Genomic DNA, 19,873 nt, shown 5'->3' with positions numbered 1-19,873 from the left:
ATGGAATCATTGATTCAAACCTATTTACCAAATGTCTATAAGATGGGTTGGTCTGGTCAAGCTGGCTGGGGGACAGCTATCTACTTGACTCTTTATATGACGGTTCTTTCCTTTATCATCGGAGGTTTCTTAGGACTGGTTGCAGGGCTTTTCCTTGTCTTGACAGCTCCAGGTGGTGTCTTGGAAAATAAGGTCGTTTTCTGGATTTTGGATAAAATCACCTCTATTTTCCGTGCGGTACCATTTATCATTCTCTTGGCAGTCTTGTCACCCTTCTCTCATCTAATCGTAGGAACAAGCATTGGTCCAAATGCGGCTATCGTACCGCTATCTTTTGCAGTCTTTGCCTTCTTTGCCCGTCAAGTGCAGGTTGTCTTGGCTGAGCTAGATGGTGGTGTCATTGAGGCGGCTCAAGCGAGCGGAGCGACCTTCTGGGACATCGTGGGAGTTTACCTATCCGAAGGTCTTCCAGATTTGATCCGTGTAACGACTGTGACCTTGATTTCCCTTGTTGGGGAAACAGCTATGGCTGGCGCGGTTGGAGCTGGTGGTATTGGTAACGTAGCCATCGCTTATGGATTTAACCGCTACAATCACGATGTGACTATCTTGGCAACCATCATTATCATTTTGATTATCTTTGCAATCCAATTCTTGGGAGATTTCTTGACTAAGAAATTGAGCCATAAATAAAAAAGAGCTAGGCAATCTGTACATCATTCATAGGAGTTGTCGTTATAGTCAAGACTTAAAATTCTCTGTACTGGTTGCTATCAACCGTTACTTTTATGAGTTAGAGAGTTAAGAATTGTGGGGAGTCAATATGCAAAATCTGGGAGAAGTTTTTAAAGAATTGAGAAAGAGCCGGAATGTATCTCTACAGGAGGCGACGGGAGGAGAGTTTACTTATTCCATGCTGAGCAAATTTGAGCGTGGAGAAGCAGATTTATCCTCTATGAAATTGATTACTGCCTTAGATAACATACACTCTGATTTGAATGAATTTATGTACTTGGTACGTGGTTTTTCTAAGAAAAAGGTTTTGGCTTTTCAAGAAAATCTTTGGGATTTATATGACAGAGAAGGGATTGATTCTCTACACTCCTTGTATGAAGAGACGACTCAAAAGTATAGATCAAGTGGTGAAACAAGCTATCTTTTACAAATGATTCGTATCAAAAGCCTTCTTGTGTTTTTTGATTCAAAAATAAGGGCAACGGATGAAGAACTGACTTTTCTCTATGACTATTTTTTTACTATTGACATCTGGGGAAATTATGAATTGGAACTATTTTCAACGATTTCTACTTTGTTTCCTCTGCCCCTCTATTTTAAATATTCTAGGGAGATGTTACAAAAGACGGATTTATTAGGCTCTTTACCTAGTAACAAAGTTGGTATTGACACCATTTTGATTAATGGACTCTTTAAAGCGATAGAGGAAAAGGATAAATTAAAAGCAGATTATTTTATCTTTCAGATTGAAAACCGCGATTTACCAGAATCTGAAGCTTATCTTAAAATCATTTATATGATTGCTAAAGGGTATTATGATACTATTTTTAAAGTAGAAAATAAGGGTCTTGAAAAAATCCAGAGAGGCATTACAATCTTACAAGATTTAGAGTATGTAGATGGTGCAAGATACTATGAAAACTATTTTGCAAATCAGCTTTCAAATAAAGATTTGTAATATATTCTTGTTACATCGACTGATGAAAAATAAATAGCCTTGTAGATGGATTGATAATTAGCAGTTTCTAGGCGCTAGAATTTCTATTTTCAGAAAAAATATATTACAAAAAAGTGGGGAGCCCCGCTTTTTTTGTTAGACTGAATTCAATAGAATACTCTTTGAAATGTGAGAAAGGCCTGTTATGAAACTATTCTTAAGACATCATTTATTTAGAATACTGACCTTATCAAGGTTTTTGAGCTCAAGTGGAGCTTATATTTATAATCTGGTATTTATCGTTTATGCTGCGAGTCTACCCTTTAAAAATATAGCTGTATTTATGGCGAATATGATTACGATTTTACCTTTCCTATTTACTTTTTATGTTGGGATTAAGGCTGATCATACTCGGAATAAAGCAGGGACAATTATCTGGGTTGGTTGTGTGCAAAGTCTACTATTTCTTTTGATTGCTAGTGTGATTCATGATCCGAACTTCGTAACGTTTGCTGTTATCTGTATGGTTAATATCTGTTCGGATATTTTATCAGATTATACAGCAGGCCTTCGTATGCCGATTATCCAGCATAATATTTCGGAAGATAAGCTCTATGAAGCTTATTCATTTACTCAGTTTGTTTCCTATTTATCAAATCTAGGAGGTCAAGCCTTAGGAGTGTGGTTACTCACAACAAGCCACCAAAATTTTTCTTTTGTTGCAATTGTGAATGCTGGCTTCTTTTTACTATCTTCTCTCATTTTGTTCAAAAATAGAAGAGAATTGACGCATTTGTCTGTAAGTGTAGAGGATAAGTCGATTAGTTTACCTCAACAAGTTAAGGCAATCTATGCGGACATGGATGATATTTTTAGACAGAGAGAAAGTCAATCATTGCTTAAAATGATTCTTGTCATTTTGGTAATGAATACTTTAGGAGGAGCTGTTGGAGGTATTTATCACTTTTACTTATTAGATCATACTATCTATCATCTCAGTTATGCTCAAGCCCTATTTTTAATTGAATGTGTTAGCTTGGGAGGAGCTATTCTTGGTAGCCTAACTCTCCATGATTATTTTGGGAAATGGTCTTTTTCAAGTTTGCTATCGCTCAATGCAAGTCTGTTTGTCTTGCTTGCTACTGCTAATATTTTAGATTTTTCTCCTCTAGTAGGTGTTGCCTGCTTAGCTTTTGTCATGTATTTGATGTCGAAATCAATGCCTAAATTAGATACTCTGTTATTGTCTAATTTGAGTGCGGATGTATTAGCTAGAAGTAATAATCTCTTGAGTATGATTTTTTCCCTAACATTACCTTTGGGGATGTCTGTATTTTCCTTCTTAGCTTTGCAAGACATCAGGCTTTGTTGGTGGGTATTTTTGGTAGTGAGTGTGATAGGGTTGATTTTATCACTAGAAAAAAGAAGTTTTTCAGGTAAAAAAGTTTAGCCTAGAAAGCTCAGGATTACTAGAAGGCCTTCCAGATTTGATTCGTGTGACGACTGTGACCTTGATTTCCCTTGTTGGTGAAACAGCTATGGCTGGTGCGGTTGGAGCTGGTGGTATTGGTAACGTAGCCATCGCTTATGGATTTATACTCTTCGAAAATCTCTTCAAACTACGTCAACGTCGCCTTGTCGTAGGTATATGTAACTGACTTCGTCAGTCTTATCTACAACTTCAAAACAGTGTTTTGAGCAGCTTGCGACTAGCTTTCTAGTTTGCTCTTTGATTTTCGAAGAGTATCAATTCTTGGGAGACTTCTTGACCAAGTCTTGAGCCATAAATAAAAAAGAGCCGTGTGGCTCTTTTTTAGTAATCAGATTTTCTGCGCCAATTTTTTACTCAAGGCTTGTCCAATCAAGGCGCCGACTAGGGCTCCGATGACAATACTTGCGACAAATAGAAGGATGGTTCCAGGGTTTGGAGCAACCATGATACGGTCGATATATTCTTGTGATTTTCCTCTTGCTAGAAGGGTTGCCATATAGGTTTTGGGCGCAATCCACATAAGCAAGATTGGTCCTGTTGTACTAAAGGCAAAAATAAGGAAAGAAAGGAAGTTCTTTGTTTGGTCCTTGTATTTTCCGAGGTTAGCTACTCCATCTGCTAGCAGACCACAGATAATTCCAGGAAGGAAGGCACCAGCACCGTGTTTAGTTCCCAAGAAAAAGAGGGCGATGACAAGGCCAATAGTGGTAATGGCTCCAAAGCGCGGAACTTTTGCGACTAGGATCATATAGACGCTACCGCCGACAAGGGCAGTAAAAGCAGGCGCATAAAACATGTTTCCAGTTTGGTCAAAGAGATTGCCCAAAAGGACACCAATCCCCATGCAGAGGAAGTAAAGAACTGCAAAAAGAAGTGTAGTTAAGATAGATTTTTTCATGAATTGTCTCCTGATCATTTTTTCACAATTCTCATTTTACCATGGTTTGGTGGGATTGTAAATGGATACTAGAAGTTTTTGAAAACGCTTGAAATATGATATAATGGTTTCATAGTTATTTTTAGGGGGATATCATGGGGAGATTTTTAGACTTTGTCTTTAATCGTTTCTTTTTAGGGATGATTGCGACAGCCTTCTTTTGGCTATTAACTTTAGCAGGAGGGATTATCCTTGGTCTAGCGCCGGCTAGTGCCACCTTGATGAGCTTGTATGCAGAACATGGTTATAGCTTTCGGGAATACAGTTTGAAGGAGGCGTGGTCTCTTTATAAGCAAAATTTTGTCTCAAGCAACCTGATTTTCTATAGCTTTTTAGGGTTGGATTTAGTTTTGGTCTATGGTTTGTATCTCTTGATTCAATTGCCTCATCAGACCATCGTTCATTTGATTGCGACCTTTTTGAATGTCCTAGTAGTTGCCCTGCTCTTTTTAGCCTATACAGTATCTTTGAAATTACAAGTTTATTTTGACTTGTCTTATCGAAATAGTCTCAAACTATCCTTGATTGGCATCTTTATGAGTCTAGCAGCTGTGGCCAAGGTTCTCCTTGGGACAGTGTTACTTGTGGCAATTGGTTACTATATGCCTGCTCTTCTTTTCTTTGTAGGAATTGGGATGTGGCATTTCTTTATCAGTGATATGTTGGAACCGGTCTATGAAAGTATCCATGAAAAATTGGCGACAAAGTAGGATGAAGCAGTTTTGGCTACATACGCTTCTGCGAACATACAGTTCAGTTATGATCATTATTATTGCGAGTTTTGCAATCTTACTCTCTTACGCTGACTGGGATTCACGGGAAAAGGAAGCCCAGAGAGTAGCCCAGCGTGTAACTGCTAGAACAGTGAGTGAAATTGAATATTACCATAGAGAGTCAACCCAGATAGCTCAGGCTTTAGTTGAAAATCAAGCTCGTATTGAGGGAATCTATAAATACTTTAGCCTTAGCATGCCAGACTATTTTTACTGGCAATTAGAGCGGAAAGCTTCGCCTTATGTATCAGTCTCTCTGCATGAAAATGTTGATGATCTCTATGTTCGAAATGATTTTGTAACTGGAGTGGCCATTGCTTTTCAAGATTACAAGGAAGTCTATGTTTCTACTAAAGACAAACGTAGTGGAGAAAAAATCAGGGCTGAGGATTTCAAACCAGCAGGAAATAGTTTTGCCATTCCGGTGTCAGATCCAGTGTCAGATCAAGACTTAGGAGTGATTTACATCTCCTTGGATCCTGCTGTTTTATACCATGCCATTGATAATACTAGAGGTCATACTCCGATGGCAGTAACAGTGACCTCACCTTTTGATACGGAGATTTTTCATATTGGTGAAACAGTTGATAAGGAGAGTGAAAATTGGCTTGTTGGCTTAACTTCTCATGGTTATCAGGTTCAGGTGGCAGTTCCTAAAAACTTTGTTTTACAAGGAACAGTGACTAGCTCTGCTTTGATTGTGAGCTTGAGCCTTCTCTTTATTGTCATTCTTTATCTGACTTTGAGGCAGACTTTTGCTAATTACCAAAAGCAGGTAGTGGATTTAGTAGAATCCATTCAAGTCATTGCTCAAGGCGAAGAGGGGCGTCGGATTGACATTTCCGAAAAAGATCAGGAATTACTCCTAATCGCGGAGACGACCAATGATATGTTGGATCGATTGGAAAAGAATATCCATGATATTTACCAGTTAGAGCTTAGTCAAAAAGATGCCAATATGCGAGCCCTGCAGGCGCAAATCAACCCTCATTTTATGTATAATACGCTGGAGTTCTTGCGCATGTATGCAGTTATGCAGAGTCAAGATGAGTTGGCAGATATCATTTATGAGTTCAGTAGTCTCTTGCGTAACAATATTTCTGACGAAAGAGAGACCCTCCTCAAACAGGAATTGGAATTTTGCCGTAAATACAGCTATCTCTGTATGGTTCGCTATCCCAAGTCCATTGCCTATGGTTTCAAGATAGACCCAGAGTTAGAGAATATGAAGATTCCTAAGTTTACCTTGCAACCGCTGGTAGAAAATTATTTCGCGCATGGTGTTGACCACAGACGGACAGATAATGTGATTAGCATCAAGGCTCTTAAACAGGATGGTTTTGTAGAAATTTTAGTGGTCGATAATGGTAGAGGAATGTCGGTTGAAAAGCTGGCAAATATCCGAGAAAAATTAAATCAGAGACATTTTGAACACCAAGCAAGCTATAGTGCAAAAAGGCAGTCTATTGGGATTGTCAATGTCCATGAGCGTTTTGTACTCTATTTTGGGGACCGCTATGCCATTACGATAGAGTCTGCGGAGCAAGCAGGTGTTCAGTATCGTATTACAATTCAAGATGAGTAGAAAGGGAGAAAATGTATAAAGTATTATTAGTAGATGATGAGTACATGGTGACAGAAGGTCTGAAACGTTTGATTCCCTTTGATAAGTGGGATATGGAGGTTGTCGCAACAGCCAGTCATGCCGATGAAGCCCTAGAATATGTGCAGGAAAATCCCGTCGATGTCATCATTTCCGATGTCAATATGCCCGACAAAACAGGGCTTGATATGATTCGGGAGATGAAAGAAATCTTACCAGATGCTGCCTATATCCTGCTTTCAGGTTATCAGGAGTTTGATTATGTAAAAAGAGCTATGAACCTTAGTGTGGTGGACTATTTGGTCAAGCCTGTTGATAAGGTAGAGTTAGGAAATCTGCTGGAGAAGATTGCAGGTCAGCTTAGCGAGAGAGGAAAGAAAAATCAGACTCTCAGTCAAGATTTAGACGAGGCTGGATTTGTCAGTTATTTAGGAGGTAAGGAGAATTGGTGGATAGGTCTATCCAAGGAAAAACAAGGCTCCTTCGCCATTCCCTACTATGTCTTGGGTCAAGACTGGCAGATTTTCATTTCTGACCAACCCCTAGATGGCTTAGTTGTTACACCTTTTGAAGCTCCTTATCAAGAATACTTTGAACGCTGGAAGCTGAATGCTGAGAAAGCCCTCTTTTACGGCTCTGTAAATCTACAACAGTCTCAGAGTCTCTTTGCCTACTACGAACCGATTTATAGGGTTATCATTCAGGGGAATCTCAATCAAATCGTAGAAGAGTTGAACCTCTTGGAGAAGGTGGTTCTTGAAAATACACCTCGTGTTCCGATTACCAAACAGCTTTTTATCCAGTTTGTCATGGATGTCTTTCACTTGTTTGAACATCTCAAAGCTGATGATATGACGGACATTGTCAAAACGATTCATGCTATTCAAACCTTCGATGAATTGGTTTCTTATATCAAGGAAACTCTGACCAGCTTTTTCGGTCAATACCGTATGAATGAAAATGTGGTCAGTGTGCTGGAAGTCATTGGGCGTGATTATCAGAAAGAACTTTCCCTCAAGGATATTAGTAAGGCCCTCTTTATCAATCCTGTCTATCTAGGACAGTTGATTAAGCGTGAAACCGATTCGACCTTTGCAGAGTTACTAAACAAACAACGTATTAAGGCTGCCCAGCAGCTCTTGCTTTCGACTAGTGATAGTATCGAAGATATTTGTTATGCTGTTGGTTACAGTAACCTTGGATATTTCTATAAAGTGTTCCGAAAATTGTGCGGAAAATCGCCAAAAGCCTACCGAAAACAGGTAGAAACGATATTATAAGATTTGTATTCCTTTACAAAAAGTGCTATAATATAAATAATATTATCAGGAGGTTCTATCATGAAAAAGAAACCGATTTATCTATGGGTCTTGTTAATCTTGTCTGCCCTTATTTCAGCAATGTCTCTGTTTGGAATGTTGAGTCCCTTACCTAGCAAAGAAGCCCTTCGTGCCGCTCAGAAACAGGTTGCAGGGGTCAGTGCTCAGCAATTAGAAGACAACATCAATTACAGCTATAGAGTAGCAGAATCAACTCATTCTATTTTTAATATGGCCTTGATTGTGCTATCTGCTATTTTAGTTGTAGTAGCGATTGTCTTCCTTGTTCGTAAGAATTTGCAATATGCAAACTATACTTATGTCGGCTATGTTTTGCTAGCCATTATTGGTTCGATTTATGGCTATGTTAGTTTACAGGACGCTGTGCAGTTAGTTCACGATGAGACCATGCGTTTAGGGATAAGTGTTATTTCACAAGCCGTTAGCATTCTCTCTATCGTCATCAATGTTCTCTTCCTAGCCCTTGTCTTCTATAAGATGTGGCGACAACAGAAAGCCTTGGCAGAAGAAGAGGAAGCAGAAAATCTTGCCTAAGTATTGACAAAAAAGAACTATCAAGATACAATCTTGGTAGTTCTTTTTCGATTAAAAATAAAATCATGGAGGTACATATGAAGACAATTTCTTTAGTTTATATTAGTTTGAGTGGCAACACTGAGAGTTTTGTGACCCGCCTGAAAGATTATCTCTTGTCCCAGTACGAGGGAATTGAGGTTCAAAAGATTCATATCAAGGATTTGGTCAAGGAAGGCCAAGATTTCTATGAAATGGAGCATCCCTATGTTGCTTTTTTGCCGACTTACCTAGAAGGTGGGAATGGCGTGGATAATGGAGATGTAGAGATTTTGACGACACCAGTAGGGGATTTTATCGCCTATGGTGACAATGCTAGTAAGTGTTTTGGCGTGGTTGGCTCAGGAAATCGTAACTTTAATAACCAATACTGCCTGACAGCCAAGCAATACAGTCAACGCTTTGGCTTCCCTGTATTGGCTGACTTTGAAATGCGAGGCATGCTGGAAGATATCAAACATGTCGCAGCCATTATCGCAGATTTGTATGAGTTGGAAAAGGAGAATTAAAGTCAATATAAGAGGCACTTGGGATTTTTCAACTGTTTTTTGAGTATAAACAGTCTTTGAGAATGTAAAAAAGCATAAGCTCAGGTATTCAAAACCTTGTTCTTATGCTTTTTATCATAGAAATATTTGCTGCATTTTCTCTTGAAATGAAACCTTATACTCAATGAAAATCAAAGAGCAAACTAGGAAACTAGCCGCAGGCTGTACTTGAGTACGGCAAGGCGACGTTGACGTGGTTTGAATTTGATTTGCGAAGAGTATTATCTTCATCTCGCGCTTGTCAGTTAACTTGCTTTTCCGATTGCGAGTGCGTAGATAAAGAAGATGGCGAAGCCAAAGAGGAAAATCAATCCCGCAATGGCAAGGTGTTTGAGGCAAGAAGGAAGATTTTTGTTTTCACGCGTTACCAAGGCGTAATTCAAAAGAGCAAAGAAAGGTGTTGTCAGGAAAGAGCCAATCATGGCAAAGCGGAGCATGGTTGAAACCTGACCAGCGAAGAACTTGATAATGACGATACCGATGATAGCAGTGATGGTCATCCAGATGTTCAAAGATTTACGATTGTCCTCTTTTTGACTGATTAGCAGTCGGAGAGATTCCTGATTAACGCGAGAATAGCCATCGATAACAGTTATAACTGTTCCAAAGATACACAGGAAAGCAATAAAGGTAATCAAGTAACGGGACCATTCGCCAAGAACAGAGGCATACATGCCCACGAATTGAGAGATGTATTTGGCTGAAGCAGCTTCAACCGCCTGCCCTGTAGGATACTGAATCAGTGCTCCCAGTGCCACAAAGAAGACGGCTAGGATAGCTGTTCCAATATAACCAGTGTTAAAGTCAAACAGAGCGTCTTCTTTGTTAAAGTTGACGGTCTTTCTCTTTTCAGCTGACCAAAGTGAATTGATAGATGAAATTTCAATAGGAGCAGGCATCCATCCTAGGAGGGAGACGATGAAGGGCAGAGCTGCCATTTGCCAAGGTGTCTTCTCGACAAAATCAGAACTGTATTCTGGATGCTTGACCGCTGCTATGATAACTGCAAGAACAGTTGCAATGGTCAAAGCTGACATGATCCATTTGACCATGCCGTCTAAAAGTTTGTAGCCTCCAAAGAGTAACATAGCCCAAATGATGGCAACGAGAATGAGGGACCACTGAGTGATGCTAAGACCAATCATTGGGAAGGCACTGGCGATGATAGCTGAGCACAGAATGGCAACACCAGCCGTGTTGACCATAGCCGAAAAGACATTGAGAATAAAGAAAATCCAGAGATAGAGTTTTCCTTTTTCGGCATAACCTTCAACCAAAGTCTTTCCAGTATCAGCTGTGTATTCAGCACCAAAACGGAAAAATGGATATTTAAAGACATTGGCTAAGATGACCAAGAGAAGTAGAGACCAACCGTAAGAACCGCCAGCTTGAGTGGAAGATACAATGTGGGAACCTCCAACAGCGGCAGTTGCCATTAGGATTCCAGGTCCCATTGCTTTTAGTTTACTTGTCCAGGTTGATTGATTTAACGAAATAGCTTGCGACATGATAAATACTCCTTTTTGAATTTTCAGAATAATCTGGATATGTAATCTATATTCTACAAAAAACTTTGGGAAAATGCAAGAATATTTTGAAAAAAGATAGAAAATTACAGAAAATTTACAAAGAAGATCTGAAAATAACTACTATGATAGCAATACTCTTCGAAAATCTCTTCAAACCACGTCAGCGTCGCCTTACCGTAGGTATGGTTACTGACTTCGTCAGTCTTATCTGCAATCTCAAAACAATGTTTTGAGCAACCTGCGGCTAGCTTCCTAGTTTGCTCTTTGATTTTCATTGAGTATAAGGTGCAGCAGGATAAAGAAAAACCGAGAAGTTTCTTTCTCGGCTTTGCTTATTATGAGGTTCTTACTTTTTATGCTTCAAGAGTTGATTGATGTGATCCACTTTTTTAGCCTCTCTTTTATAGAGAATAGCCCAGATGATGAGATAGACAATCGCAAACTCGATAATGAGCTGGAGATAGAAGAACCAGTGGAAAGGGAACCAACCTGCCAGAGTTGCCAGTGGGATAAAGCCAGCCAGCATGAGGAAGAAATGGGAAAGCGTCGCACGAAGCATGCTCCAGTCACGGCTGAATAATCGTTTACCAAAGTTGAAGAGAATACCGATGGCTGCCCAGATAAGAGTACAGTAGAGCAAGACCAGGGCACCGTGAACCTGATGTTGAGTCATCACTTGGCCGATGAGAGAGTAGGGATTGAGCGGTGCGTAGGTATTTGGTGCATAAATGAGTGAAAAGATGATAGAGAGGATGAGGCCGATAAGAACACCGGCGGCTGCGTCGTGAAAGATTTGTTTTTTCATAGTTCTAATTTCTCCTTGATGGTTTTTAGATAACGGCGTGAAGAGTAGGTGAAGCTTTCGTTTTTCAAGAAAATTTCTACTAGGCCGTTGGGGGTGAGCTTGAGATGAGAGATGAAATCGATATTGATGATTTCTGATTGGGAAATTTGGATAAAATTGGTTGGCAGAATTTCAAGGACCTGATAGAGTCGTAAGTCAATGGTGTAGGTCTGACTCGCGGTTTCTGCTAGAACCTTTCGATTCTCGATATAGAAGCGTTGTATCTTACCAATCTTAACGAGATAGACCTGATTATCAATCTTTCCTTTGATTTTTTCTGTTCGATCCAGATTTTCTGCGAACTCGATGAGTTTCTGGACTTTATCTGTCGGCTGAGGTGCTTGAACAATCAGCTTTTCCTCTTCGTAAGTTTCACTAATCTGTAGTTCTACTTTCATAAATTTCTCTCCTTGTTTTTCATACAAAATTGTGATCACTTCTTGTACACCTTTATTAAACACTATTTTTCAGCCCCTTGCAAGGGACTTTGTTTATGTGGAGGGATTTGGCTTCTATGTGGTGGAGCTTTTCTGTCCTATCTGAAATATGGTATAATAGCACTAATCAATTTCTAGGAAAATAGATACAGAAAGGGGCTGAAAAATGTCTCATATTATTGAATTGCCAGAGGTGCTGGCAAACCAGATTGCAGCTGGAGAGGTTATCGAGCGTCCAGCTAGCGTTGTTAAGGAGCTGGTAGAAAATGCTATTGACGCGGGTTCTAGTCAGATTATCATTGAGATTGAGGAAGCTGGTCTCAAGAAGATTCAAATCACAGATAATGGTCATGGAATTGCCCACGATGAGGTGGAATTGGCCCTGCGTCGTCATGCGACCAGTAAGATAAAAAATCAAGCAGACCTCTTTCGAATTCGGACGCTTGGTTTTCGTGGTGAAGCTCTGCCTTCTATCGCATCCGTCAGCGTTTTAACTCTTTTGACTGCGGTGGATGGCGCAAGTCATGGGACAAAATTAGTCGCGCGTGGGGGAGAAGTTGAGGAAGTCATCCCAGCGACTAGTCCTGTGGGAACCAAGGTTTGTGTGGAGGACCTCTTTTTCAACACGCCTGCCCGCCTCAAGTATATGAAGAGTCAGCAAGCGGAGCTGTCTCATATTATTGATATTGTCAACCGTCTGGGCTTGGCCCATCCTGAGATTTCTTTTAGCTTGATTAGTGATGGCAAGGAAATGACGCGGACAGCAGGGACTGGTCAACTGCGACAAGCAATCGCAGGAATTTATGGTTTGGTCAGTGCCAAGAAGATGATTGAAATTGAGAACTCTGACCTTGATTTCGAAATTTCAGGCTTTGTGTCCTTGCCTGAGTTAACTCGGGCCAATCGCAATTATATCAGTCTCTTCATCAATGGCCGTTATATCAAGAACTTTCTACTCAACCGTGCAATTCTTGACGGCTATGGCAGTAAGCTCATGGTGGGGCGTTTTCCACTGGCTGTCATTCACATTGATATCGACCCTTATCTAGCGGATGTCAATGTGCATCCAACCAAGCAAGAGGTGCGGATTTCCAAGGAAAAAGAACTGATGACGTTGGTCTCAGAAGCTATTTCCAACAGTCTCAAGGAACAAACCTTGATACCAGATGCCTTGGAAAATCTTGCCAAATCGACTGTGCGCAATCGTGAGAAGGTGGAGCAAACTATTCTCCCACTCAAAGAAAATACGCTCTACTATGAGAAAACTGAGCCTACAAGACCTAGTCAAGCTGAGGTGGCTGATTATCAGGTGGAATTGACTGAGGAAAGGCAGGATTTGACTCTGTTTGCCAAAGAAACCTTGGATCAATTGACCAAGCCAGCAAAACTGCATTTTGCAGAGAGAAAGCCTGCTAACTACGACCAGCTAGACCATCCAGAGTTAGATCTTGCTAGCATCGATAAGGCTTATGACAAACTGGAACGAGAAGAAGCATCCAGCTTCCCAGAGTTGGAGTTTTTCGGACAAATGCACGGGACTTATCTCTTTGCCCAAGGGCGAGATGGACTTTACATCATAGATCAGCACGCTGCTCAGGAACGGGTCAAGTACGAGGAGTACCGTGAAAGCATTGGCAATGTTGACCAGAGCCAGCAGCAACTCCTAGTGCCCTATATCTTTGAATTTCCTGCGGATGATGCCCTGCGTCTCAAGGAAAGAATGCCTCTCTTAGAGGAAGTGGGCGTCTTTCTAGCAGAGTACGGAGAAAATCAATTTATTCTACGTGAACATCCTATTTGGATGGCAGAAGAAGAGATTGAATCAGGCATCTATGAGATGTGCGACATGCTCCTTTTGACCAAGGAAGTTTCTATCAAGAAATACCGAGCAGAGCTGGCTATCATGATGTCTTGCAAGCGATCTATCAAGGCCAATCATCGTATTGATGATCATTCAGCTAGACAACTCCTCTATCAGCTTTCTCAATGTGACAATCCCTATAACTGTCCTCACGGACGTCCTGTTTTGGTGCATTTTACCAAGTCGGATATGGAAAAGATGTTCCGACGTATTCAGGAAAATCACACCAGTCTCCGTGAGTTGGGGAAATATTAAAAGTATAAAAAAGTCTGGGAAAAATGTTCAAAATCAGAAAAACGCATAAAATCAGGTGTTCAAAAACCTTGATTTTATGCGTTTTATCATAGAAATATTTACTTCATTTTTTCCTAATTCTTTTCGAAAATCTCTTCAAACCAGGTCAGTTTTATCAGTAATCTCAAAACAGTGTTTTGAGCTAATTTTGCTAGTTTTGTCTGTAACATCGAAGTTGTGTTTTACCACTCTGCGACTGGTTTCCTAGTTTGCTCTATGATTTTCACAGAGTATTAAATTGCGATTTTGCCAAGTTTCTTTATTCGTCTAAAAGTAGAGTCTGTTCTATGCGTCTAATGTACGAATTAGGTTGACCATTTCAATAGCGCCTTGTGCACACTCAGAACCCTTATTTCCTGCTTTAGTGCCAGCTCGTTCTATGGCTTGTTCAATTGTATCTGTCGTTAGCACACCAAACATAACTGGGATTTCGCTATTTAAACTGATTTGGGCGATTCCCTTAGATACCTCGCTACATACATAATCATAATGACTTGTATTCCCTCTAATGACAGCTCCCAAGCAGATAATTGCATCATATTTTTTACTTTTTGCCATTTTTGATGCAATCAGAGGTATTTCAAAAGCTCCTGGAACCCAGGCCACCTCGATATCTTTCTCGTTTACATTCTCTCTTTTGAGATTATCCAGTGCTCCAGATAATAATTTTGAAGTTATAAATTCATTAAATCTCGCTACAACAATACCGATTTTAATATCGTTCGCTACTAAATTACCTTCATAAGTGTTCATTTATTTTTCCTCCATATTTAAAATGTGACCCATTCGATTTTTCTTTGTTTCTAAATAAAAACTATCGTAAGGATTGGCTTCTATTTCGATTGGTATTCTACTGGAAATGGTAATTCCATATTTTTCTAACTGTTCAACTTTGTCAGGATTATTTGTCAGTAAATGTAGTGACTGTAGTCCTAGGTCTTTAAGCATTTGTGCTCCAATATGATATTCTCTTAAATCACCTTCAAAGCCTAATGCAAGATTGGCATCAAGCGTATCCATGCCTTGATCTTGTAAATGATAGGCTTTTAATTTATTGATAAGTCCAATTCCTCGTCCCTCCTGTCGCAAGTAAAGTAAGACACCCGAACCATTCTCAACAATCATTTTCATAGCTTTATCGAATTGCTGTCCACAATCGCAACGTAAAGAGCCTAAAACATCTCCTGTTAAACATTCGGAGTGGACCCGACATAATACATTGGCTTCATCCTCTATGTTTCCCATAATAAGAGCAAGATGATGTTCCCCATTTAGTTTATCTATATAGCTAATTGCTTTGAAATTACCGTATCTAGTAGGCATATTGACAGTTGAAACTCGTTCTACCAGCTGATCATATACTTTTCTATATTCTTGTAATTCTTTGATGGTAATTAGTGGAATCTTGTGTTTCTTCGAGAACTGAATTAAATCATCTGTTCTCATCATTTTGCCATCATGATTCATTATTTCACAACATAGGCCACACTCTTTTAGTCCAGCTAATTTTAATAAATCAACAGTTGCTTCTGTGTGTCCATTTCTTTCTAGAACACCACCTTTTTTTGCAATTAAAGGAAACATGTGTCCTGGCCTGCGAAAATCAGAGGGTATTATATCTTCAGCTACACACATACGTGCGGTCAGTCCTCTTTCCTCGGCAGAAATACCTGTGGTCGTTTCTTTATAATCAATTGAAACTGTAAAAGCAGTCTTATGATTATCTGTATTGTTTTCAACCATAGGTGAAAGCATTAATTGATTAGCTAAACTTTCGCTCATAGGCATACAAATTAATCCTTTGGCATAAGTAGCCATAAAATTAACATTTTCTGTTGTAGCTGCTTGTGCAGAACAAATTAAGTCTCCTTCATTTTCTCTATCCTTATCGTCTATAACAAGAACAAGTCGTCCCTTCTGCAATGCTTCTAATGCTTCTTGTATTTTTCGATATTCCATTGACTGATTATCCTTTCTGCTAAAATCCATTTTGATATAATAGTTCCTTAGATATTTCTGATTTTGGAGAATTATCCATCAGTTTTTGCACATATTTACCTAAGATATCATTTTCAAGATTTACTGTACTCCCGACTTGTTTACTCTTAAGAATGGTTTGTTCCAAGGTATGAGGGATAACAGATACTGAAAAGTTTACTTTGGAGACTTTAGCGACAGTCAGACTAATGCCGTCAATTGTAATAGATCCTTTTTCAACTATTAAATCTAAAATTTCTTTTTGTGTGTTGATTTGATACCATACAGCATTATTATCTTTTTTTATTGACGAGATTTTTCCTGTACCATCAATGTGTCCTGTAACGACGTGACCCCCAAGTCGACCGTTGACAGATAAGGCTCTTTCTAGATTCACCTCACTTCCATGTTTTAATAGAGTAAGAGCTGTTCGACTCCATGTTTCATTCATTACATCAACTGTAAAGGATTGATGATTGAAATGAGTAACTGTAAGACAGATACCATTTACTGCTATACTATCGCCTAAATGGATATCCGTTAATATTTTTGAGGCTTTAATTGATAGTTTACAATTACGAGAGTCTTTCTGTATTCTTTCAACTTTTCCGATTTCTTCAATTATTCCTGTGAACATGGATAAATCACTTCACTTTCTATGAGATAGTCATTTCCTATTTGAGAAAAAGCATAAGGTTTCAATCTAATAGCGTCATTTGGCAAAGAAATGCCTTCACCTCCGACAGGAAACTTGGCACTGCCTCCAAAAATTTTTGGTGCAATATATATTTTCAGCTCATCAACAATTTGTTGTTCCAAAGCACTCCAATTCATTAGACTGCCCCCTTCTAGAACTAGGCTATCAATCTGCATGTTTCCTAGATGTTGCATTAAACTCGATAAGTCTATATGATTGCCTTTTTTCTTTATGGAAAGTATTTCACAGCCATGATTTTGATATAGCTTCATTTTATTTTTGTCTTCAGAGGAAGTGGCAATGTAAGTTTTAATATCATTTGCTGTTTTTACGATTTTAGAGGTAAGAGGAGTTCGTAAATGTGTATCGCATATGATACGGATAGGATTTTTCCCTTCCTCCAATCTACATGTCAGCAAAGGATCGTCTTGAATAACAGTATTGACTCCCACCATAATTGCACTAACATGGTGTCGTAACTGATGCACATGCTTTCTTGCCTCTTCTTCAGTAATCCATTTGGATTGATTTGTTTTAGTGGCTATTTTTCCATCCATTGTCATTGCATATTTCATAAAAACATAGGGTACATGCTGGGTAATATACTTTCTAAAACTTTTTATTAAGTTAAGACACTCATTTTCTAAAATTCCAACAGTAACTTGAAGATTATTTTCCTCAAGTATCTTTACTCCTTTTCCAGATACAATAGGATTACAGTCTAGGCTTCCAATGACTACTCTTGTAATACCACTATCGATTATAGCATCTATACAGGGAGGTGTTTTCCCGAAGTGACAACAGGGTTCAAGTGTTACATAAAGCGTCGCTCCGACAGGGGATTTTCTACAGTTTTTAAGAGCATTTCTCTCAGCATGTGGGCCACCAAAAAACTCATGATAACCTTGTCCGATAATGTGATTATCTTTTACAATAATTGCGCCAACCATAGGATTGGGATTGACGTAACCAGCCCCTTTTTGTGCCAGTTTTATTGCTAATTTCATATATTTTGAATCGCTCATCTCACTACCTCCAAAAAAATATACCTTGAATAGGGGACTACTCAAGGCATACAAAAGAAAACTTATGCGATTAACAAAAATGCTCTGAAATGACAAGTAATCATTTCAGAGCACGCAAAAAGCACAAATATACTTTTATCTTCTTTCATCCAGACTATACTGTCGGCTTTGGAATTTCACCAAATCATGCCTTTCGGCTCGTGGGCTATACCACCGGTAGGGAATTGCACCCTGCCCTGAAGATAGTTATTCAATTACAGATGATTATAGTACTTAATTTTGAATATGTCAACAGATAAATACCGATTGTTTTTGATATACTGTATTTGTGATAATCGATTCTCGCTCCTCGGATAAAGAAAATATGATATACTAGATAAACGAAATAAGAGAGAAGGAACACTATGTACGCATATTTAAAAGGAATCATTACCAAAATTACTGCCAAATACATTGTTCTTGAAACCAATGGTATTGGTTATATCCTGCATGTGGCCAATCCTTATGCCTATTCAGGTCAGGTTAATCAGGAGGCTCAGATTTATGTGCATCAGGTTGTGCGTGAGGACGCCCATTTGCTTTATGGATTTCGCTCAGAGGATGAGAAAAAGCTCTTTCTTAGTCTAATTTCGGTCTCTGGGATTGGTCCTGTATCAGCTCTTGCTATTATCGCTGCTGATGACAATGCTGGCTTGGTTCAAGCCATTGAAACCAAGAACATCACCTACTTGACCAAGTTCCCTAAAATTGGCAAGAAAACAGCCCAGCAGATGGTGCTGGACTTGGAAGGCAAGGTAGTAGTTGCAGGAGATGACCTTCCTGCCAAGGTCGCAGTGCAAGCAAGTGCTGAAAACCAAGAATTGGAAGAAGCTATGGAAGCCATGTTGGCTCTGGGCTACAAGGCAACAGAGCTCAAGAAAATCAAGAAATTCTTTGAAGGAACGACAGATACAGCTGAGAACTATATCAAGTCGGCCCTTAAAATGTTGGTCAAATAGGAGCAGAGAATGACAAAACGTTGTTTGTGGGTCAAGATGACCAATCAGCTCTACATTGCCTATCATGATGAGGAGTGGGGGCAACCCCTCCATGATGATAAAGCATTGTTTGAGTTGTTGTGTATGGAAACCTATCAAGCGGGTCTGTCTTGGGAAACGGTGCTCAACAAACGCCAAGCTTTCCGAGAAGCCTTTCATAGCTATCAAATTCAAGCAGTCGCAGAGATGACCGACACCGAATTGGAAGCCTTGCTGGATAATCCAGCCATCATTCGAAATAGAGCCAAGATTTTTGCTACACGCGCTAACGCCCAAGCCTTTCAACGATTACAGGCAGAATATGCCTCTTTTGATGCCTATCTTTGGTCTTTTGTTGAGGGGAAAACGATCGTCAATGATGTTCCCGACTACCGCCAAGCCCCAGCTAAAACCGCTTTGTCTGAAAAATTAGCCAAAGATCTCAAAAAACGAGGTTTCAAGTTCACAGGTCCAGTCGCGGTCTTGTCTTTTCTACAGGCTGCAGGGCTGGTTGATGACCATGAAAATGATTGTGAATGGAAGGGGAATTAAATGATGTCTAACAAAAATAAGGGAATTCTGATTTTTGCGATTCTCTATACAGTCCTCTTTGTGTTTGATGGCGTTAAATTGCTGGCTTTCTTGATGCCATCTGCCATTGCAAATTATCTAGTTTATGTAGTACTAGCTCTATATAGCTCTTTCTTGTTTAAGGATAGATTGATCAAACAATGGAATGAGATTAGAAAGACTAAAAGGAAATTCTTCTTTGGCGTCTTAACAGGATGGCTATTTCTCTTTCTGATGACTTTTGTCTTTGAATTTGTATCAGAGATGTTGAAGCAGTTTTTTGGGCTAGTCGGACAAGGTCTAAACCAGTCGAATATTCAAAGCACTTTTCAAGAGCAACCAATACTGATAGCTGTTTTTGCTTGTGTTATTGGACCTCTGGTAGAAGAATTAATTTTCCGTCAAACTCTATTGAGATATTTGAGAAAAAATCTGCCAACTTGGCTGAGTATCTTTATAGCCGGCCTTGCTTTTGCCTTAACTCATATGCACAGCTTGGATCTATCCGAGTGGGTCGGTGCAGTCGGTTATCTAGGTGCTGGCCTTGCCCTTTCTATTACTTATGTGAAAGAAAAGGAGAATATCTACTATCCTCTACTTATTCACATGTTAAGCAACAGCCTCTCCTTGATCATTTTAGCTATCAGTAGTATGTGATGAAAATACCAGTAATGATACTGAGAAA

20 protein-coding genes, 1 pseudogene and 1 riboswitch are annotated in these 19,873 nt (G+C 39.4%); of the genes and pseudogenes, 13 read left to right on the top strand and 8 right to left on the bottom strand.

Features of this window, described 5'->3' with window-relative positions; all coding sequences use genetic code 11:
- The 4 genes and pseudogenes from HT691_RS01235 to HT691_RS01220 form a co-directional block, all read left to right on the top strand.
- Positions 1-693 carry a methionine ABC transporter permease gene (locus HT691_RS01235; RefSeq protein WP_023932463.1) on the top strand — a complete coding sequence of 231 codons (693 nt, stop codon included), beginning with the start codon at positions 1-3 and terminating at the stop codon, positions 691-693.
- 220 nt (positions 694-913) lie between these two features.
- Positions 914-1,693, top strand: coding sequence for an Rgg/GadR/MutR family transcriptional regulator (locus HT691_RS01230; protein ID WP_226372453.1), 780 nt, complete (start codon positions 914-916; stop codon positions 1,691-1,693).
- Positions 1,694-1,877: 184 nt separating this feature from the next.
- Complete coding sequence (locus HT691_RS01225; RefSeq protein WP_031243195.1) at positions 1,878-3,122, top strand: hypothetical protein; 1,245 nt, start codon at positions 1,878-1,880, stop codon at positions 3,120-3,122.
- 16 nt (positions 3,123-3,138) lie between these two features.
- A pseudogene (locus HT691_RS01220) lies at positions 3,139-3,267 on the top strand (ABC transporter permease); the annotation flags it as partial.
- Positions 3,268-3,492: 225 nt separating this feature from the next.
- Here HT691_RS01220 and HT691_RS01215 read toward each other — a convergent pair.
- The gene (locus HT691_RS01215; protein WP_023932467.1) at positions 3,493-4,062 is read right to left on the bottom strand and encodes an MptD family putative ECF transporter S component; all 570 of its coding nucleotides are present in this window, start codon (positions 4,060-4,062) and stop codon (positions 3,493-3,495) included.
- Between the two features lie 134 nt (positions 4,063-4,196).
- On the opposite strand from HT691_RS01215, the gene HT691_RS01210 reads away from it, so the two are divergent.
- The 5 genes from HT691_RS01210 to nrdI all read left to right on the top strand — a co-directional run bounded on the left by HT691_RS01210 (position 4,197) and on the right by nrdI (position 8,899).
- Complete coding sequence (locus tag HT691_RS01210) at positions 4,197-4,811, top strand: YesL family protein (RefSeq protein WP_023932469.1); 615 nt, start codon at positions 4,197-4,199, stop codon at positions 4,809-4,811.
- Positions 4,789-6,459, top strand: a complete 1,671-nt coding sequence (locus tag HT691_RS01205; protein WP_286672774.1) for a sensor histidine kinase — start codon at positions 4,789-4,791, stop codon at positions 6,457-6,459. Before HT691_RS01210 ends, HT691_RS01205 begins: the two co-directional genes overlap by 23 nt.
- 11 nt (positions 6,460-6,470) lie before the next feature.
- A complete protein-coding gene (locus HT691_RS01200) occupies positions 6,471-7,757 on the top strand; it encodes a response regulator transcription factor (RefSeq protein WP_172925228.1) in 1,287 nt (428 codons plus the stop codon).
- A gap of 60 nt (positions 7,758-7,817) precedes the next feature.
- Positions 7,818-8,351: a hypothetical protein gene (locus HT691_RS01195; RefSeq protein WP_023932471.1), complete on the top strand. Its 534-nt coding sequence runs from the start codon at positions 7,818-7,820 to the stop codon at positions 8,349-8,351.
- Positions 8,352-8,428: 77 nt separating this feature from the next.
- On the top strand, positions 8,429-8,899 hold the full coding sequence (gene nrdI, locus HT691_RS01190) for a class Ib ribonucleoside-diphosphate reductase assembly flavoprotein NrdI (RefSeq protein WP_023932473.1): 471 nt from the start codon (positions 8,429-8,431) through the stop codon (positions 8,897-8,899).
- 284 nt (positions 8,900-9,183) lie between these two features.
- Here nrdI and HT691_RS01185 read toward each other — a convergent pair whose 3' ends face one another.
- The 3 genes from HT691_RS01185 to HT691_RS01170 all read right to left on the bottom strand — a co-directional run bounded on the left by HT691_RS01185 (position 9,184) and on the right by HT691_RS01170 (position 11,709).
- Entirely contained in the window at positions 9,184-10,446 is a 1,263-nt protein-coding gene (locus HT691_RS01185; RefSeq protein ID WP_172921601.1) for an NRAMP family divalent metal transporter, read from the bottom strand.
- 367 nt (positions 10,447-10,813) lie between these two features.
- On the bottom strand, positions 10,814-11,272 hold the full coding sequence (locus HT691_RS01175) for a DUF3021 domain-containing protein (protein ID WP_023935566.1): 459 nt from the start codon (positions 11,270-11,272) through the stop codon (positions 10,814-10,816).
- Positions 11,269-11,709, bottom strand: a complete 441-nt coding sequence (locus tag HT691_RS01170) for a LytTR family DNA-binding domain-containing protein (RefSeq protein WP_031233446.1) — start codon at positions 11,707-11,709, stop codon at positions 11,269-11,271. Before HT691_RS01170 ends, HT691_RS01175 begins: the two co-directional genes overlap by 4 nt.
- A 205-nt stretch (positions 11,710-11,914) precedes the next feature.
- Here HT691_RS01170 and mutL point away from each other — a divergent pair, with 205 nt between their 5' ends.
- Positions 11,915-13,864, top strand: a complete 1,950-nt coding sequence (gene mutL, locus HT691_RS01165) for a DNA mismatch repair endonuclease MutL (RefSeq protein ID WP_023932480.1) — start codon at positions 11,915-11,917, stop codon at positions 13,862-13,864.
- Positions 13,865-14,188: 324 nt separating this feature from the next.
- On the opposite strand, the gene ribE (HT691_RS01160) is transcribed toward mutL, so the two are convergent.
- The 4 genes from ribE (HT691_RS01160) to ribD are packed head-to-tail and all read right to left on the bottom strand — an operon-like array spanning position 14,189 to position 17,602.
- Positions 14,189-14,656 carry a 6,7-dimethyl-8-ribityllumazine synthase gene (ribE, locus tag HT691_RS01160; RefSeq protein ID WP_001099497.1) on the bottom strand — a complete coding sequence of 156 codons (468 nt, stop codon included), beginning with the start codon at positions 14,654-14,656 and terminating at the stop codon, positions 14,189-14,191.
- Positions 14,657-15,862, bottom strand: a complete 1,206-nt coding sequence (locus tag HT691_RS01155) for a bifunctional 3,4-dihydroxy-2-butanone-4-phosphate synthase/GTP cyclohydrolase II (protein WP_007284770.1) — start codon at positions 15,860-15,862, stop codon at positions 14,657-14,659.
- A gap of 19 nt (positions 15,863-15,881) precedes the next feature.
- A complete protein-coding gene (ribE, locus tag HT691_RS01150; RefSeq protein WP_000493848.1) occupies positions 15,882-16,517 on the bottom strand; it encodes a riboflavin synthase in 636 nt (211 codons plus the stop codon).
- Entirely contained in the window at positions 16,502-17,602 is a 1,101-nt protein-coding gene (gene ribD, locus HT691_RS01145; RefSeq protein WP_101514508.1) for a bifunctional diaminohydroxyphosphoribosylaminopyrimidine deaminase/5-amino-6-(5-phosphoribosylamino)uracil reductase RibD, read from the bottom strand. The genes ribE (HT691_RS01150) and ribD overlap by 16 nt, the downstream gene beginning before the upstream one ends.
- A gap of 133 nt (positions 17,603-17,735) precedes the next feature.
- A riboswitch (FMN riboswitch) is annotated at positions 17,736-17,850 on the bottom strand.
- Positions 17,851-18,006: 156 nt separating this feature from the next.
- Between ribD and ruvA the strand changes: the two genes are divergently transcribed.
- From ruvA to HT691_RS01130, 3 genes are read left to right on the top strand one after another with little or no spacing between them, the layout of a single operon-like run.
- Positions 18,007-18,600, top strand: a complete 594-nt coding sequence (gene ruvA, locus HT691_RS01140; protein ID WP_000271487.1) for a Holliday junction branch migration protein RuvA — start codon at positions 18,007-18,009, stop codon at positions 18,598-18,600.
- A gap of 9 nt (positions 18,601-18,609) precedes the next feature.
- The gene (locus HT691_RS01135) at positions 18,610-19,170 is read left to right on the top strand and encodes a DNA-3-methyladenine glycosylase I (RefSeq protein ID WP_023932484.1); all 561 of its coding nucleotides are present in this window, start codon (positions 18,610-18,612) and stop codon (positions 19,168-19,170) included.
- Entirely contained in the window at positions 19,171-19,845 is a 675-nt protein-coding gene (locus HT691_RS01130) for a type II CAAX endopeptidase family protein (RefSeq protein WP_054392560.1), read from the top strand. It begins immediately after the preceding gene.
- Positions 19,846-19,873: the final 28 nt, after the last annotated feature.

The organism is Streptococcus sp. 477 (genome assembly GCF_013277295.1).
Taxonomy (GTDB): Bacteria; Bacillota; Bacilli; order Lactobacillales; family Streptococcaceae; genus Streptococcus; species Streptococcus pseudopneumoniae.
The sequence above is the reverse complement of the archived record's forward strand: the minus strand, read 5'-3'. Positions and strand labels throughout refer to the sequence as shown.